14 protein-coding genes and 1 pseudogene are annotated in these 16,482 nt (G+C 42.3%); 10 read left to right on the forward strand and 5 right to left on the reverse strand.

What is annotated here, in order from left to right; all coding sequences use genetic code 11:
* Positions 1–24: 24 nt before the first annotated feature.
* Both AC6JA8_RS08395 and AC6JA8_RS08400 read right to left on the reverse strand, forming a co-directional pair.
* A complete protein-coding gene (locus tag AC6JA8_RS08395) occupies positions 25–1,065 on the reverse strand; it encodes a hypothetical protein (protein WP_497976658.1) in 1,041 nt (346 codons plus the stop codon).
* A 129-nt stretch (positions 1,066–1,194) separates the two neighbouring features.
* Positions 1,195–1,692, reverse strand: coding sequence for a hypothetical protein (locus AC6JA8_RS08400; protein ID WP_497976659.1), 498 nt, complete (start codon positions 1,690–1,692; stop codon positions 1,195–1,197).
* Positions 1,693–1,867: 175 nt separating this feature from the next.
* On the opposite strand from AC6JA8_RS08400, the gene AC6JA8_RS08405 reads away from it, so the two are divergent.
* From AC6JA8_RS08405 to AC6JA8_RS08425, 5 genes are read left to right on the forward strand one after another with little or no spacing between them, the layout of a single operon-like run.
* Positions 1,868–3,490, forward strand: a complete 1,623-nt coding sequence (locus tag AC6JA8_RS08405) for a carboxyl transferase domain-containing protein (RefSeq protein WP_497976660.1) — start codon at positions 1,868–1,870, stop codon at positions 3,488–3,490.
* A gap of 14 nt (positions 3,491–3,504) precedes the next feature.
* The gene (locus AC6JA8_RS08410) at positions 3,505–4,281 is read left to right on the forward strand and encodes an enoyl-CoA hydratase-related protein (RefSeq protein WP_497976661.1); all 777 of its coding nucleotides are present in this window, start codon (positions 3,505–3,507) and stop codon (positions 4,279–4,281) included.
* Between the two features lie 2 nt (positions 4,282–4,283).
* The gene (locus AC6JA8_RS08415) at positions 4,284–5,783 is read left to right on the forward strand and encodes an acetyl-CoA carboxylase biotin carboxylase subunit (RefSeq protein WP_497976662.1); all 1,500 of its coding nucleotides are present in this window, start codon (positions 4,284–4,286) and stop codon (positions 5,781–5,783) included.
* Entirely contained in the window at positions 5,783–6,253 is a 471-nt protein-coding gene (locus AC6JA8_RS08420) for an acyl-CoA carboxylase biotin carboxyl carrier protein subunit (RefSeq protein WP_497976663.1), read from the forward strand. The genes AC6JA8_RS08415 and AC6JA8_RS08420 overlap by 1 nt, the downstream gene beginning before the upstream one ends.
* A 5-nt stretch (positions 6,254–6,258) precedes the next feature.
* Entirely contained in the window at positions 6,259–7,167 is a 909-nt protein-coding gene (locus tag AC6JA8_RS08425; RefSeq protein ID WP_497976664.1) for a hydroxymethylglutaryl-CoA lyase, read from the forward strand.
* Between the two features lie 60 nt (positions 7,168–7,227).
* Here the strand turns inward: AC6JA8_RS08425 and AC6JA8_RS08430 are convergent, their stop codons facing one another.
* Positions 7,228–7,626, reverse strand: a complete 399-nt coding sequence (locus AC6JA8_RS08430; protein WP_102243395.1) for a hypothetical protein — start codon at positions 7,624–7,626, stop codon at positions 7,228–7,230.
* A gap of 115 nt (positions 7,627–7,741) precedes the next feature.
* On the opposite strand from AC6JA8_RS08430, the gene AC6JA8_RS08435 reads away from it, so the two are divergent.
* The 3 genes from AC6JA8_RS08435 to AC6JA8_RS08445 are packed head-to-tail and all read left to right on the forward strand — an operon-like array spanning position 7,742 to position 9,280.
* On the forward strand, positions 7,742–8,560 hold the full coding sequence (locus AC6JA8_RS08435; RefSeq protein WP_497976665.1) for an enoyl-CoA hydratase-related protein: 819 nt from the start codon (positions 7,742–7,744) through the stop codon (positions 8,558–8,560).
* Positions 8,561–8,603: 43 nt separating this feature from the next.
* Positions 8,604–8,954, forward strand: a complete 351-nt coding sequence (locus tag AC6JA8_RS08440; protein ID WP_497976666.1) for a Bor/Iss family lipoprotein — start codon at positions 8,604–8,606, stop codon at positions 8,952–8,954.
* On the forward strand, positions 8,951–9,280 hold the full coding sequence (locus tag AC6JA8_RS08445; protein WP_497976667.1) for a hypothetical protein: 330 nt from the start codon (positions 8,951–8,953) through the stop codon (positions 9,278–9,280). The genes AC6JA8_RS08440 and AC6JA8_RS08445 overlap by 4 nt, the downstream gene beginning before the upstream one ends.
* Positions 9,281–9,506: 226 nt before the next feature.
* Here AC6JA8_RS08445 and AC6JA8_RS08450 read toward each other — a convergent pair whose 3' ends face one another.
* Positions 9,507–11,558, reverse strand: coding sequence for an ATP-dependent helicase (locus AC6JA8_RS08450; RefSeq protein WP_497976668.1), 2,052 nt, complete (start codon positions 11,556–11,558; stop codon positions 9,507–9,509).
* A 328-nt stretch (positions 11,559–11,886) separates the two neighbouring features.
* Between AC6JA8_RS08450 and AC6JA8_RS08455 the strand changes: the two are divergent.
* Together AC6JA8_RS08455 and AC6JA8_RS08460 are read left to right on the forward strand one after the other, a co-directional pair.
* Positions 11,887–13,329 (forward strand): annotated as a pseudogene (locus AC6JA8_RS08455) (FumA C-terminus/TtdB family hydratase beta subunit).
* Between the two features lie 10 nt (positions 13,330–13,339).
* The gene (locus AC6JA8_RS08460) at positions 13,340–15,274 is read left to right on the forward strand and encodes an acetoacetate--CoA ligase (RefSeq protein WP_497976669.1); all 1,935 of its coding nucleotides are present in this window, start codon (positions 13,340–13,342) and stop codon (positions 15,272–15,274) included.
* Here the strand turns inward: AC6JA8_RS08460 and AC6JA8_RS08465 are convergent, their stop codons facing one another.
* A complete protein-coding gene (locus AC6JA8_RS08465) occupies positions 15,275–16,372 on the reverse strand; it encodes a hypothetical protein (protein ID WP_497976670.1) in 1,098 nt (365 codons plus the stop codon).
* Between the last annotated feature and the right edge of the window lie 110 nt (positions 16,373–16,482).

Here is a 16,482-nt window from a genome sequence, read left to right on the forward strand (position 1 = left end):
GAAAGCCTTCTTTAAGAATGATTTTTAAAAACTTGTAATGAATGATTCATGAGAAGTCATAGTTGTTTTATGCTCAATTAGTAGCGGGTCTTGGATAAGAACATCAAGAAGCATGGTTTCTGAAAGTAAACGTGATGGAAGAGAGCCTGAAGACATCGCACTTCCCCCTGCTATTAGAATTAGAAAACGAACAGCATCTCGAATAAGTTCATCCTTTTTATATGAAACCAAGACAGGATTTAGTTCGTGAATACGTGAAAGATCATATCGAAAATCACTTAATCGTTGAGTTAGAATAGAAACTTCTTTTTTTGCCTTTAGATGCCTTGGGTTGCTCGAAGTGGATAAGATATTTTCAGCCATATTAATTGCAGAAACGGCCATCCCAATTTCAGGGAAAATATATTGTGATTTACGGTTTGGTCTTGAGACTTTTTTGTCCAAAAGAAAAATGACTTGCTCTTTTTTTATAGAAAAACGAGTGAAGTTGATTTTCGATGTACTTGAGCCATTTATACATGAAAGTTTATAGGGTAGAACTTCGACATTCTCATTTCTTTTGAGAGTTGTCGGGAAAGGAATAATACTAAAAACTCTATCTTCTCCAGCTTCGAAGGCCAGCAGGATATAATCAAATATTCCCGTGCCTGTCGCCCATGGGATATGGCCAGTGATTAGATATTCATCATTGATAAGTTCGCCAGAAAGCGGAGCCTTTCCTGCATGGGCCAGGTGAGTTGTTCCAAGTCCAACAGTCTTTTGTGCGCTTAAAATTTCATCCCATAAGACTTGATTATTTTTTTGCCATTCTTCATGGCCTTGAAGTCTCTCGACTGCAGCTAAGTGTTGCCATAATGTAAATCCTAATGCTGTAGACGAAGTATAAACGAGTTCAAGGTCTGAATTTGTTGGGAGTTCTTTTTTTTCAGCGCATAGGCCTATTAAAATATTTCGTAATGCTATTTTAAGAGAGTGAGAATCGTCGGCAATCTGAGCTAATGATTGTGAAATTTGATTGAGGTAATCCTTTAAGGAAAAAGGTTTCTGAGAAAAAGTATTATTCATAACAATTATTTAGGCTGTTTTTTTTTGAATTGTGAAGAGTTTAAGTCTTTTTTTGAGCGAAAATAAGAAACTTAGGTCATTGATCAAAAAAAAAGGCCGCCTTAAAGGCGACCCTTTTCATATCTCAAATTAGAATAAGAAAGAAAATTTGAAGATGTTAACTTGGAAAGTTGGGTCAGTTTCGTCAGCAAAAACGTGAGTTACTGCAACACCTGGAGCGTAGCTTACAGATTCAGAAAGTTTGAATCTTTTTCCGAATTCAGCTCTTGCTGTGAACTCAGTGTTTTTATCTCCATTGATTGAAACTCTTGTGAAACCAGCTTTAACAGTTCCGTAGAAAGAGTTCCCTAGGTCTTGTGCGTTCATGTTGTAACCTGGACCAACAAGGAATGTGAAAGCGTTATCGTCATCAGTGAATGCACCTTCTAGTAATCCACCAACTTGTAGACCATTTTCGAATGCATGGTCGTATTCAGTCGCTAGGTAAAGAGAAGCTTCGTACTTGTCGTCGCTGTTTTTAGAGAAGAAAAGGTTTGAGTTTGTGCTTCCTGAAACAATGTCAGAAGGCGCAGCGAAAGCAGTTGTTGCTACAAGTAGTGATGCTAAGATCGAAAGACAGAACTTCATAAGAGTAACTCCTTAAGTAATATTAAAGCATAAATGCTATATGGTCGTTTTGGTGATGTAAAGAAAATCATTTGTGGGTTACTGCATAGCGCACGCACAGGTAAAGCTTTACGAAAAAGGCTCTTTTTTCTAATATATGAGGATAAATTAATGCTCATAGTTACGAGGACTTTTCATGGACGTTATCGAGTCTAACATAGACACCAATTCTGCCGATTTTAAAGAGAACAAAAAATACCATCAGGGCCTTCGTGAGGAGCTGGCGGAAAAATTAAAAACTATCAAACTTGGCGGTGGCGCTGATTCAGTAAAACGCCATCACGATAGAAAAAAATTCATGCCGAGAGAGCGCATTGAAAAGATCCTTGATCCGGGTTCTCCTTTTATCGAGCTTTCATCTTTAGCTGCTTACAATCTTTACGAAGACGATGTTCCTGCGGCCGGAATGGTGACGGGGATTGGTCGCGTTCACGGAATTGAATGTTTATTCGTAGCTAACGATGCAACTGTTAAAGGTGGAACGTATTTCCCGATGACGGTAAAGAAGCACTTGCGCGCTCAAGAGATTGCTCTTGAAAATAACCTGCCATGTATCTACTTGGTAGACAGCGGTGGGGCCTTCCTTCCAAAACAAGACGAAGTTTTCCCGGATAGAGATCACTTCGGTCGAATTTTTTATAATCAAGCACAGATGTCAGCAAAAGGGATTCCTCAGATTGCTGTTGTTCTTGGTTCATGTACTGCTGGTGGAGCTTATGTTCCGGCCATGAGTGATGAAACGGTTATCGTCAAAAATAACGGGACAATCTTTCTTGGTGGACCTCCGTTAGTTCAAGCAGCAACGGGTGAAATTGTTTCAGCAGAAGACTTAGGTGGAGCAGATGTTCACACGAGAGTCAGCGGGGTTTCAGATCACTTGGCTAACGATGAAGAAGAAGCTTTCATTATCACCAGAAATATTATTGAGAACCTCAACTTCAAATCTCCTGGAAAACTTCAGGGACTCCTTGAGGCAAAAGAAGTAAAAGAGCCTCTTTACTCAAGCGAAGAGCTATACGGAATTGTTCCAAAAGATACGAGAAAACCATTTGATGTAAGAGAGATTATTGCCCGCTTGGTTGATGGAAGTGAATTCCATGAATTCAAAGAGCGCTATGGTAATACTCTGGTTACGGGATTTGCACGAATCCACGGCCATCAGATTGGGATCGTCGCCAATAACGGGATTCTTTTTTCTGAGAGTGCTCAAAAAGGCGCGCACTTTATCGAGCTATGCGGTCAAAGAAAAATTCCTCTTCTCTTTTTACAAAACATCACTGGCTTTATGGTTGGTCGCCAATACGAAAACGAAGGGATCGCTAAACACGGTGCCAAGATGGTAACGGCGGTTTCAACTGTTCAAGTTCCAAAGTTCACGGTTATTATCGGTGGATCTTTTGGTGCCGGAAACTACGGAATGTGTGGGCGTGCTTATAGTCCGCGCTTCTTATGGATGTGGCCTAACTCTCGTATCTCCGTCATGGGGGGCGAGCAGGCAGCAAAAGTTTTATCAACAGTCAAACAAAGCGGTCTAAAAGCTTCAGGGAAAAAAGAAATGTCTCCTGAGGAATTAGCAGCTTTTGAAAAACCAATCTTAGATAAATACGAAGTAGAGGGAAGCCCTTACTACTCAAGTGCAAGGCTTTGGGATGACGGGGTGATTGATCCTGCTCAGACGAGAGATATTTTAGGATTAGCGATCGCCACTTCACTTAACTCTGGTATCGGAGAGGCGAAGTTTGGTGTCTTCAGAATGTAATTGGAGAAAAGTTTATGCTTTATAAATTAGATATTGATCAAAGAGGAGTGGCGACGGTGACGTTAAATCGTCCGGAGCTTCACAATGCTTTTAACGACGATTTAATCCGCGATTTAATCGTTTGTTTTAACGACCTGGAAAATAACTCTGGTGTTCGTTTGGTGATTTTAACTGGTGAAGGAAAGTCTTTCTGTGCGGGAGCTGACCTGAATTGGATGAAACGCATGAAAGATTACTCGCATGAAGAAAACGTGAAGGACTCGCAAAACTTAGCGGAGCTTTTTACTGTCATCAACCGCTTCACGCGTCCGGTGATTGGAAAGATTAACGGTTCGGCCCTTGGTGGTGGAGCAGGGCTCGTTGCTTGTTGTGATTACGTAGTCGCTGTAGACACAGCTACAATTGCTTTTACTGAAGTAAGACTAGGACTTCTACCAGCAGTTATTTCTCCTTTTGTTATCGCTAAAATCGGTGAGTCTCACGCTAGAGCAAGTTTCTTAAGTGGGGCCAAGATCAGCATGTCCCGCGCTTTTGTCATGGGACTTGTTCACCAGGTAACAACTAGCGAACATCTGGATGCAGAAATTGAAAGAGTTGTAGCAGATTTCTTACTGGCAGGGCCAAGTGCTGCTGTCAGAGCAAAAGAACTTATTAACCGCGTGGTGAGAGCTGAAACAATGGAAGACGCCCGCGACTTTACTTGTGAGATGATTGCCAAAGCTCGCGCAGGAGCAGAAGGTCAGGAAGGCATGAGTGCATTATTAGAAAAAAGAAAAGCGAGTTGGTATTAATCATGACGACAAAAAAAATTACGAAGATTTTAATTGCTAACCGCGGGGAAATTGCCCTGCGAGTAATTCAGACGGCCCGTGAAATGGGGATTAAAACCGTTACTCTTTATTCTGATGAAGAAGTAGGATTACCTCACTGTTTGGCCGGTGACGAATCGTTTAGTCTAGGTTCAGGGCCTTTAAAAGAAACATATCTGAACCAAGATAAAATTATCGCGATCGCGCGTAGCTGTGGTGCGGATGCTGTGCATCCTGGATACGGATTTCTTTCAGAGAAATCTTCGTTTGCTAAAAAAGTTAAAGATGCAGGTCTTATTTTTATTGGTCCATCTCCAGAATCAATTGACCTAATGGGAGATAAAAAGACTTCTAAAATTAAAATTCAGGAACTAGGAGTTCCTTCAATTCCGGGTTACCACGGTGACAATCAGGAAATTAGTTTCCTGGTTAAAGAAGCAAAAAAAATCGGTCTTCCGGTTTTAATTAAAGCTTCTGCTGGTGGCGGTGGTAAAGGGATGAGAATCGTTTATAACGAAAGCGAATTCCAAGACGCCCTGGAAGGAGCTAAAAGAGAAGCGATGAACGCTTTCGGAGACGACACTGTTCTTCTGGAAAAATACATCACTTCACCTCGCCATATTGAAATCCAGGTCATGAGCGACAGGCACGGCAATCACTTTCACCTTTATGAAAGAGAGTGCTCAATCCAGCGCCGTTACCAAAAGATTGTAGAAGAGTCTCCAAGCTCTGCTGTTTCACCTGAGCTTCGTGCAAAGATGACGGAAGCAGCGATAAAGATTACTCGCGGGATTAACTACGAAGGCGCAGGAACAATTGAATTGATCCTTGATACCGATGGAAGTTTCTACTTCCTGGAAATGAACACGAGACTTCAGGTAGAGCACCCGGTAACTGAAATGGTGACAGGACTAGACCTTGTCCGCCTGCAGATTATTGTGGCCCAAGGGGATAAGCTTCCTTTCACTCAAAACGACATCAAGCAAAGGGGTCATGCGATTGAAGTGAGACTTTATGCTGAAGACCCGGATAACGGGTTTCTTCCAAGTATTGGGACCATTAAAAAAATCGGGAAGACAACAGTTCGTGATACAAGACTGGACTGCGGTTATGTTGACGGCAACGTTGTGACAATTTCATTTGACCCAATGCTGGCAAAACTTATCAGCTGGGGAGAAAGCCGCGAAGTAGCAGCACAAAAATTAAATCTTGCCCTAAATGATATTTTATTTTTAGGACTAAGAACTAACCGTGACTACTTAAAGCGCATCCTGACTTTACCTGAGTTTTTAGCTGGGACGACGTACACGCATTTTGTAAAAACATACGAAGATAAACTGCAGAAGAAGCAAGCTTCAAAAGAGCAAAGAGCGCTGGCCGTGGCCGCTTTCTTGCTAAAAAAAGATCAGGGGAAGAGTGTTTCTTCTCAAGAATTCAAGACTAATAGTGTTTGGGAACGCCTGTCGGGCTTTAGGAATATTTAATGAAAAGACAAATCCAATTAAACGAAGAACTTATTGATGTGGACATTATTGAACAAAACCCACGTTTTGTTCTTTTTAACCTTGATGGGACTGAATACGCAGTCAATCTAGGCAACATCGATGATTACAAATTAAACTTAAATTACAACAATACCAATTCATCAGTGGTCGCACTGGACACTCATATTGTAGTGGATGGAATCGAGTTTTCGATTGATACGCCAAGAAGAGTGCGAGGAAAAGGAAAGAGCGGTGACCACGGTCAGATGGTGAGCCCAATGCCAGGAAAAATTTTAAAAGTTCTGGTAAGCGAAGGCGCTGAGCTTGAAGCGGGAACTCCAATCCTGGTGATGGAAGCGATGAAGATGGAGCATACGATTAAGGCCAACAAAAAAGGGAAGATCGAAAAGATTTTCTATAAAGAAGGCGATCAAGTGCAAGGTGGCGTGGAGCTGGTTAAGTTATGCTAAGTCACATGCCAAAAAAAGTTCGTATCGTTGAAGTCGGTCCAAGAGACGGGCTTCAGAATGAAAAAACTATTGTCTCATTAGAAGACAAAGTGACGTTCATCAGAATGCTGGCAGACGCAGGTCTTTCTGAAATCGAAGCGACTAGTTTTGTCCGTGCAGAAAAAATCCCGCAAATGAGTGATGGGGTTGAACTTTATGGGGCGCTTGTAAAAGAAGAGGCGCTTAAAAAGGCGAAACTTATTTCTCTGGTTCCCAATGATAAAGGGCTCGATAATGCCCTTCGTGCCGGTGTAAAAGAGATCGCGGTTTTTACGGCGACATCAAATACATTTAACCAAAAAAACATCAATGCGACAGTTGATGAATCCCTCAAGAGAATTGATGCCGTGATGGCAAGGGCCAATAAAGAGGGCCTTAAGACTAGAGGGTATATTTCAACGGTTTTTGGCTGCCCTTATGAAGGGAAAACCAGCCTGGTTGAACTTAAGCGAGTGGCCAATCATTTAGAAAGTCTGGGAGTCCATGAGATCTCTCTAGGGGACACAATTGGAGTGGCCAATCCATTACAAGTTAAAGAAACAATCGAATTTTTAAAGTCGGACTTCAGCCTGGACTTCTTTGCAATGCACTTTCACGACACCCGTGGAATGGCGGTGGCCAATATTTTGGCCTCTCTTGAAATGGGGATGACGAGTTTTGATTCATCAGCAGGAGGACTAGGGGGATGCCCTTACGCAAAGGGAGCGTCTGGAAACGTGGCCACTGAGGATTTAGTGTATCTATTTTCTTCAATGGGGATTGAAACTGGCGTGAACATGGAAAAACTGGCCCAAGCTTCAAGCTTTATTCTAAGCAAGCTTTCTAAAGGGTCATCTTCAAAAAGCTTAACTGCATTTCTGGCCAACAAGGGCTGATAAAATAAAAAAGGCCCCCATTTCGGAGGCCTTTTTTTTGTCTTTTATTCTAGAAAATAATTACTGAAGGTGTAGTTCAGCGAATTCAAGAACGATAGAAACAGCTTCTTCAACCGAAAGCTCACCGTTTTGAGCTAGGATGTTGTTAACTTGGTTGTTAAGAAGAAGGCTCATTTCACCCGTTTGAAGGTAGTTTTGAGCGTCGTTTTCTACAGCTTGAGCGATTGCCTTCATTTGTAGAGAAGCTGAAGTTCCAGCAGATGTTCCAAGAGTTGGGTTACCAACTGATGATCCTACTGATGAACCTGCAGACATTACACCTACACCAGCTGAAGAAACTGAAGGGTCTGTATATCCTAATGGTCCAACAGTGTATGGTCCATTTCTTCCCATTCCTGATTCATAGGCCATTGCGTTTAGTGATAGAGCTAGAACGAATACTGCTAAAAGTGATTTCATGTGTCCTCCAAATAAAGTTCGTGTTGTTTTGTTGAGTAGAATTCATTTATCATAAAAAGAGATAGACATTATCAAACATGAAAAATTTACTGTTTTATTTAAACGGAGTCCCCATATGAGCTTTTACCAGAAGACCTTTCCAGACCTTGAAGTGGCAGTGAAAAAAAACAATCAACTATGGGTAACTCTTAATAATCCCGACCAAATGAATGCTATTACGACTCCAATGATCGACTCTTTAACAGAGGTCTTGAGACAGGCGGATTTCGACCCGGAAATCAGGGTTGTAGTTATTACAGGGAAAGGGAAAAATTTCTGCGCGGGTGGGGACATTAAAGCAATGGAAGAAAAATCCGGAATGTTTGCCGGAGAGTCCAATGAGCTTCGTTCGCGCTACCAGCACGGTATTCAGCGCATTCCTCAGTGTATCGAAAATCTTTCTGTTCCCGTGATTGCCATGGTCAATGGAGCGGCAGTGGGCGCTGGCTGTGATCTTTCTATGATGTGTGACATGCGTACAGGAAACTCTAAATCTAAATTTGCCGAGACCTTTACCCGCATGGGACTTGTGCCCGGTGATGGGGGAACATTCTTTCTTCAAAGAGTAATCGGATATTCCAAAGCGATGCAGATGTTTTTAACGGCAAAAAGCTATGAAGGAAAAGAAGCATTGGACTTTGGACTCCTGAGCTTTTTATTCGAAGATTCAAATCTAGAAAGTGAAACAGAAAAATTGGCCGACACCGTAGCTTCTCTTGCACCAGTGGCGCAGAAGTTGACTAAAAAAGCGATGAAGGTTTCTTACCTGCACGACCTACAGACCTCACTTGATATGCTTGCGAGCTACCAGGGAATTTCTCAAAGAACAGCAGATCACTTTGAAGCACTGAAGTCTTTTAAAGAAAAACGCTCTCCACGTTTTTCTGGCGAATAAAAAATTTGACATAGAAAGACGGAACGATACACAATTAAAGAAGATGAAAAATCTAACGTTGTCGTTCCTCATGTTGTTTCTGGCCAATGCCTGTTCAACGATGGAGTTTAACACCAGCGGGCGAGAGGACTTTAGTGTCGGAGCTCGTTCGGGAAGTGAAAGACTAATCGAGGTCGAAAAAACGAAAGATTTTTATTTCTGGGGAATGACTCCGACTTATGCGGAATTTAATCTTCAGGATGAGACACAAGGTGAAGGGGTCGACAACCCGTCTTATGTCTCGATTGAACAAAGATATACATTTAAAGATATATTTTTTACTTTTGTCACTTTAGGGCTTTATTGCCCGGCCACCTACAAGGTTACGCTCCTTTCAAAAGGAGAAACCAAGTGAAAAAGGTGATACTGGTGATGGCGTTGGTTATGCTTTCGGGATGTGGTTCTTTGAGGATCAACCCAAAAAGCTGTAAGACCAATGCGGTCTGGGGGACTAATCCGCTGTCGACTCGCGAGATCACTCGTGAAGAGATTGAAGAGGAAAAAGTCATCGACATAAAGGCGCGTGAGCAATTTTATGTTTTCTATGACCGCGATCTTCGTTTGCGTGATCTTTTGGAAGAGCACGGAATTAAGTGTGAAGAAGTAAAAAAGATTCGAGTGGAAATGACTACCAAGTGGTTTTTTGTGCGCGAGATAGCTTTAAAAGTTGTTAAAAATTAAATTGTGATTGGTGCCAGGGATTGGCAACATTCATTCTATATGAAGGGCCAAGGATGGCCCCTTTTTTTTTTGAGGGCGCTGAAACGGGCATCTTCGTCGTTGCCGGCAATCGCTCGGTCGTGCGACGTACAGAAGTACGTCTCCTCCCTTACTCTTTTGGCGCCTAGAATCTGCCCATTTCATCGCCCTCAAAAAGGGTTATCTGAAGGGGAAATAAATTTGTAATTTAGTCTTCGTCGAGGGAGCCAAGCAGGTTTGAAAAGAAGCTTTTTTTGTAGTCTGTGGCCTCTTCTTCGGACATGTGGCCAAAGGTTGTACGGTCTTGTTCGATAAATAAATTATCGGCGGCAAGAGTGTTTAAAAAGCGAGAGACGAAACGTGGAGTTTCCTTACCGAAGAGTTTTCTTTGCTTACAGTAAGTCATGATGAGTTTTTCCTGGGCGCGGGTGATACCTACATAACAAAGCCTGCGCTCTTCTGAGATGTCTTCACCTTGAGAAATGGTTTTCTTGTGGGGAAGAGTTTCTTCTTCGATCCCAATTAAATAGACATTTTTAAACTCCAGACCTTTTGATGAGTGCAGAGTCATGAGGGTGACTTCATTTTTTCTGACGTCGCCGTCGTGTTCTTCATCCATCTCTTCTTTGTCTTGAGAGTCCTGAAGTAGGAGGCGTTCGCAAAAGTTTTTGAGGTCGGCGTTTTCTTTATAGTAATTGGTGAAACGTTCTGCTGACTCGATAAAGTGCATAACATCGTTTCTTCTGCGTTCAACTTGTTTAGCGTTGTCGTATTGTTTGTCGATGAAATTTAGGTAATCGATTTCTTCAATCAGTGTACTGATAGACTGGCTAAGAGTGTGCATCTCGAAAACTTTTTTGAATTTTCGGATGAGTTCAACAAACTTAATAATTCCGGCCGAGCGTTGTGGGTCGATTGCCGGGTATTTTTCCAGGGCATCAAAAAGAGGGATGTTGTCCTCTTGTGATTTTGCCAGGTATTTCTCCAGAGTGGCATTCCCGATCCCGCGGTGAGGGATGTTGAGGATTCTTCTGATGGCCATCTGGTCACTTGGGTTCATGATGACAAAGAGATAACTCATGAGGTCCTTGACTTCTTTTTTATCGTAGAATTTTTGTCCTCCGATAATCGTGTAAGGAACCTGGCTCATGCGCAGCTGATCTTCAAGTGGTGGTGCTTGAGTGTTGCTTCGGTATAAAATGGCGATATCGCCTAAATGGCCGCCTTTACCTTGGTGGCGGACGATATCTTCAACGATAACTTCGGCCTCGTGGTCAGTGTCTCCCATGGCCCAGAGAAGCGGCATATGATCGCTTTTTTTCTGGCTCCAGAGAGTTTTATCACGGCGTTTTTTATTTTCTTTAATAACGTTGTTAGCGAGATCGAGGATTGAACTTACTGAACGATAGTTCTCTTCGAGCTTCACAACTTTGGCTTCAGGGAAAGTTTTTTCAAACTCTAAAATATTGGTGATGTCAGCGCCTCTGAATCCATAAATCGATTGATCGTCATCACCTACAACACACAGGTTGTTGTGAGTGACTGTCAGGTGGCGGATGAGTTCAAACTGAAGTGCGTTTGTATCTTGGTATTCATCAACCATGATGTATTGAAATTTTTCAGAGTACGCGCGGGCGATATCAGGATTCTGTCTAAAGAGTTTGAGAGTTAAAAAGAGAATGTCATCAAAGTCGATGGCATTGTAAAATTTTAGTTTTTCCTGATAGTAGCGATAAGCGTATTCCGTAGCGTGGGAATAGGGATCTTCCGGGTTAAAGTGGGGAGAGTCCGCAAATTCGTCTTCCGTAATACCAGCATTTTTCAGGTAACTAATTTTACTTTGAACATCTTTTTGATCGAATTTCTTCTCTGCGTGATAAAGCTTTAGGGCCTCTCTCACGATCGCCAGCTGGTCAGATTGATCATAGATAGAGAAGTTTAAGTGGTAGCCGAGTTTATCAATTTCCTTCTTTAGGATTCGCACTCCCAGTGAGTGGAAAGTAAGTAAGGCAATTTTGCGTGATTTTTTCGCACCTAAGAGGGTGACAACACGTTCACGCATCTCTTTGGCGGCCTTATTGGTGAAACTCACCCCTAGGATTGAGTCGCCTTTGATACCCAGGTTGTCCACCATGTGGGCAATTCTATAGGTAATGGTACGGGTTTTCCCTGAGCCAGCGCCCGCCAGAATAAGGACTGGCCCCTCGACCGTTTCGGCCGCTTCTCGCTGTTTGTCATTTAGACCACTAAGGGAAATCATAGGGAAAAAGAGTACTAAATCCAAAGGAGTCTTGCTATAATTTTTGTACTTAAATTTCTTAAAAACTAGCGGAGATTCGTGTATGGCGATGAAGAAAAAAACTATAAAAAAGGCCGCCAAAAAAGTGGCAAAAAAACAGTCTAAAGCTAAGGCGGCAAAGCCTGTGAAATCAACTAAAAAACCAGCTGCAAAAAAGGCAGCAAAGCAAGTTACAAAGAAAGTTGCAAAGAAAACTGTAAAGAAAACAGCACCAAAAAAATCAACGAAAGTTGTTGCGAAAAAAGCTGCTCCTAAAGCAGCAAAAGCATCGGGCGCTAGTGATAAGGACCTGGAAGCATCTCTTCTGGAACTTATCCGTGTAACAAGTGCTGAACTTCCAGATGACGTTCAAAAAGTTATTCTTGAAGCTCTTGAGCGCGAAGAAAAAAACACAACAGCTGAATACGCAATGAACATCATCAAAGCGAACATTGATTTAGCGAAGAAAAAATCACAACCACTTTGTCAGGACACGGGAACAGTTTTATTCTACGTCGCTCACCCAGTGGGATTCAATCAATCAAAATTCACGAAGCTGATTGAAAAGGCCGTCGTTGAAGCAACTAAAAAAGGCTACCTTCGCCAAAACTCAGTAGACTCTTTAACGGGAGAAAACTCGGGGTTAAATATTGGGCCAGGTCACCCTTCAATTCACTACCATGAACATGCAAAGAGTACTGTTGAAGTGAAGCTTATGCTTAAAGGTGGTGGATGTGAGAACGTTGGGGCTCAATACTCACTTCCTCACACAGCTCTGGGAGCAGGAAGAGATTTAGATGGTGTTCGCAAAGTTATCCTGGATGCTGTTCATAAAGCTCAAGGAAAAGGATGCGGCCCGGGAGTGCTTGGTGTTTGTATCGGTGGAGACCGCGGAGCGGGCTACATTGAATCAAAAGAGCAACTTCTAAGAAAGCTTGATGACAAAAACACCAATGCTTCACTTGCTGAATTAGAAACAGAAATCGTAGAAACATCTAACAAGCTTGGAATCGGACCTATGGGATTTGGTGGAAAGACGACGCTTCTTGGTTGCAAGATCAGCGCGCTTAACCGTCTGCCTGCCTCTTTCTTCGTGTCTATCTCATACATGTGCTGGGCATTCAGAAGACAAGGAATTGAGCTTTCATCAAACAACACAATTAAAAAGTGGTTATATTAAGAGGCAAATATGAAAAGATTAGAATACCCATTTTCACACGAAGCTGTAAGAGAACTAAAAGTTGGTGACATGGTTTTAATCACCGGAAAACTTTTTACCGGAAGAGATGCTGTTCACAAAAGACTACACGAAGGTGTGAAACCTCCTGTAGACCTAAATAACCAAATCATTTACCACTGCGGTCCAGTTATTCTTGAAAAAGATGGAAAGTATAAAGTGACGGCTGCAGGGCCAACGACTTCAATCCGCGAGGAGCCTTACCAGGCAGAAGTTATGAAAGACTACGGGATCGTAGGAGTTATCGGTAAAGGTGGAATGGGACCAAAAACACTTGCAGGCTGTAAAGAGTATGGGTGTGTTTACTTCCACGCTGTTGGTGGGGCCGCTCAGGTTCTCGCTGAAAAAATCGACTCGGTTGATAACGTTTACTGGAAAGACCTTGGGTCTCCAGAAGCGATCTGGGAATTATCAGTGACTGAATTCCCGGTTGTTGTCACAATGGATGCGCACGGAAACTCTCTGCACGCTGAAGTTGAGGCAAAATCAAACGATGCACTAAAGAAAGTTCTGTAAGGATTTTGCCATGAACGAAATGCTTTGGTCGCCGTCAGCTAAAAGAATTGAATCATCTCAAATGAGCGCTTTTATGAAAGCGCTCAATACTGAGTTTAATCTCAATTTAAATAACTATGCGGACCTTCATGCATTTTCGGTTGGTAAAAAAGACTTATTTTGGAAATTTCTTATTTCATATTTTGGTGTGGCCTATGAAGGAAGCCTCGATCCAGCTTTACTGGAAGAGGGGTTTGAAAATTACACTTGGTTTAGAAATGTGAAAATCAACTCGGCTGAAAACCTGCTAAAAAATGGCAAGGCCGATGCTGTTGCTTTTAATTTTCAGCATGAATCAAAACGCACTAGAAGGATCACTTACAAAGAACTGCGCACAGAAGTGAAAGCACTTCAGACGTATCTGAAATCTGTGATGAAAAAAGGGGATGTGCTCGCAGCTTATATGCCAAACATTCCAGAAACGGCGATCTCAATGCTGGCCGCTTCTTCAATGGGAGGAGTGTTTACATCAACGAGCTGTGACTTCGGGATTGAAGGTGTGCTTGATCGTTTCGGGCAGTCTGAACCTAAGGTTCTGGTGGCCGCTGTAGGTTATGAGTACGGTGAAAAGTATTTTGACCTGCAAGAGAAGCTTGCTGAGATTGAAAAACGTATTCCTAGTTTAGAGAAAATTATCCTGGTCGATTTTTTAGGCAGAGGATATGAGCTTTCTAAATTTTCGAAAGCGGTGGACTACAAAAAAATCATCGCTAAAAACATGAGTGACGACAAAATCGAATTCACCAGAGTTCCTTTTGCTCATCCTCAATACATTATGTACTCGTCGGGAACGACGGGAAAACCAAAGTGTATCGTTCACTCTCAAGGGGGAACACTCCTTCAGTTAATAAAAGAGATGGGCCTTCACTGTGATATGACAGCTGAAAAAAAGATTCTTTACTTCACAACTTGTGGATGGATGATGTGGAACTGGCTCATGGGCGGATTGTATTCAGGAGGAACAGTTGTTCTTTATGAAGGCTCTCCGGCAACTCCATCTCCTGAGTATTTTTTTAATGTGATTGAAAGAGAAGGGATCAATATCTTCGGGACGTCTCCAAAGTTTTTAAAAGCACTAGAAGACACGCACGCGAAGTTTAAAGATTACCCAACACTTGAAACAATCCTTTCAACGGGGTCACCGCTTTTACCTGAGCAATACGACTTCGTTTACAACAACATTAAAAAAGATGTCCTGCTTGGAAGCATTTCCGGTGGAACAGATATCGTTTCATGTTTTATGCTCGCTTGCCCGATTCTTCCGGTTTACCGCGGAGAAATTCAGTGCCGAGGGCTTGGAATGGATGTGAAGGCCCTTGATGAAAGCGGCAAGAGTGTCGTTGGAGTTGAAGGAGAGTTAGTGTGTGCTCAGACTTTTCCAAGCAGACCTATCTATTTCCTAAACGACACGAATAAAGAAAAAATCAAGGCCGCTTACTTTGACCAAATCCCGGGAGTCTGGACTCATGGGGATTTTGTAAAAATCACTGAGCACGGTGGAGTGATTGTTTATGGCCGCTCGGATGCAACTCTAAACCCTGGAGGAGTGAGAATCGGGACGGCGGAAATTTACCGTCAGACTGAAGGCCTTGCCTTTATCCTGGACTCTCTTTGCGTTGGACGCCCGGTAGAAGGGGACGTTGAGGTTGTGCTTTTTGTGAAGCTTAAACCGAACGAAGAATTAACTTTAGAGCGCAAAAAACAGATCAAAGACTTAATCAAAAAGAATACGACACCAAGGCACGTTCCACGCGAGATTTATGTGGTGAAAGACATCCCGTATACTCGTTCTGGAAAAAAGGTGGAGTTAGCTGTGGCAAGAGTGCTGGCGAAAAAACCGGTGACTAACCTTGAAGCGCTGACAAACCCTGAGTCGCTGGAAGAGTATTACCAGTATCAGGCGTAATTAAGATTTACCGAAAATCTTCGCTCTCATTTCTTCATACTCTTGTGGAGTAGGCTCTTCTTTGTATTTCTTTCTGAAGGATTCAAGCACGCGCTCAAATTGCTCCTGCTTTAATGTATCCTCAGATTTAATTGTCGTATCGTTAGCTTCCATGATGGATTCTGATAGTTCTTTAAACTCATCTAGGAATCTTTTCTTTTCTTCTTCCTGGTTTTCATCCAGTTTCCCACTCATCTGGTTATTGAACTTATCGTAGTAGAAGTAGAAACCGACAGCAAAGGCCATTGGTTTATAAACTTTTCTAAAGCGTTCATAGTGATCGATCATGTTCTGCTTTTTTAAGTGAGCAATGAGTTCTTGCTCATGAGCATCCAATCCATCAATAATAATTTTTTCTAAAAGTTCATCAGGGATCTTTACGCGTTCAAACCATGGAAGGTCGTATGGGATTACCAGGTACTTCCAGATTTTGTACTGGAAGAAGCGCTTTACAATATATTTTCCGCGCTCAAGTGATGTGTAAGACTGCTTTTCAGGAATGCGTTCAACCATTCCTTTTAATCCCATAAGAAGGATGTCTTCTTGAACCATACGCATAAGTCTCTCGTTCATGCGTTTCGTTTTATTTTTTGTAAAATAATCCAGCAGCGTTGCCGGAGGTCCTTTAAGGATCAACATCAACTCTGATGAGAAATCTTCCAGGTCATCGCGAGTCAGTTTTGAAGATAGATCAAAACTTCTCATGCGTGTTTGCAGTTTACGGAGTTTGAGTGCATTGAGTTTTTGAACATCAGCAGAAAGATTTTTTTCTGCATTCATTGCAGTTGGAATCAAGCGTCCGTTAATCACTTCAATTAAGGCCATTTTTTGTTCGATGCTTACCGGGTTAACATTTGAAAGATCGCTTTTAGCGTCCTTGTAAATGGCCATCCAACGAAAGTATTCGATGTCGTTGAATGATTCGAATTCTTTTGTACTGATGATCTTATTCCAGATAGACGTTCTGAATTTATAAACTCTTTCTAAGGCTTCATCGGCCGAAGCTTTCTTTTTGATTTTTTCTGCTTCAACACTCGGGCTGACGATTTCGCGAACCATGCTATTGCAGTCGCTGGCAATATCGCGCTGAACTCTCGATGGAGTATAGTTTTGCTGGCTTGACCACAGGCCAACAGCGCTTGCGACAACCAGGATGAATAGGTAGGGAG

Source organism: Bacteriovorax sp. HI3, from assembly GCF_059738875.1.

Coding starts and splice junctions, on each gene's coding strand:
- AC6JA8_RS08395 (WP_497976658.1), bottom strand. CDS start 1,065: ATGAATAATACTTTTTCTCAGAAACCTTTTTCCTTAAAGGATTACCTC.
- AC6JA8_RS08400 (WP_497976659.1), bottom strand. CDS start 1,692: ATGAAGTTCTGTCTTTCGATCTTAGCATCACTACTTGTAGCAACAACT.
- AC6JA8_RS08405 (WP_497976660.1), top strand. CDS start 1,868: ATGGACGTTATCGAGTCTAACATAGACACCAATTCTGCCGATTTTAAA.
- AC6JA8_RS08410 (WP_497976661.1), top strand. CDS start 3,505: ATGCTTTATAAATTAGATATTGATCAAAGAGGAGTGGCGACGGTGACG.
- AC6JA8_RS08415 (WP_497976662.1), top strand. CDS start 4,284: ATGACGACAAAAAAAATTACGAAGATTTTAATTGCTAACCGCGGGGAA.
- AC6JA8_RS08420 (WP_497976663.1), top strand. CDS start 5,783: ATGAAAAGACAAATCCAATTAAACGAAGAACTTATTGATGTGGACATT.
- AC6JA8_RS08425 (WP_497976664.1), top strand. CDS start 6,259: ATGCCAAAAAAAGTTCGTATCGTTGAAGTCGGTCCAAGAGACGGGCTT.
- AC6JA8_RS08430 (WP_102243395.1), bottom strand. CDS start 7,626: ATGAAATCACTTTTAGCAGTATTCGTTCTAGCTCTATCACTAAACGCA.
- AC6JA8_RS08435 (WP_497976665.1), top strand. CDS start 7,742: ATGAGCTTTTACCAGAAGACCTTTCCAGACCTTGAAGTGGCAGTGAAA.
- AC6JA8_RS08440 (WP_497976666.1), top strand. CDS start 8,604: ATGAAAAATCTAACGTTGTCGTTCCTCATGTTGTTTCTGGCCAATGCC.
- AC6JA8_RS08450 (WP_497976668.1), bottom strand. CDS start 11,558: ATGATTTCCCTTAGTGGTCTAAATGACAAACAGCGAGAAGCGGCCGAA.
- AC6JA8_RS08460 (WP_497976669.1), top strand. CDS start 13,340: ATGAACGAAATGCTTTGGTCGCCGTCAGCTAAAAGAATTGAATCATCT.
- AC6JA8_RS08465 (WP_497976670.1), bottom strand. CDS start 16,372: ATGGTTCGCGAAATCGTCAGCCCGAGTGTTGAAGCAGAAAAAATCAAA.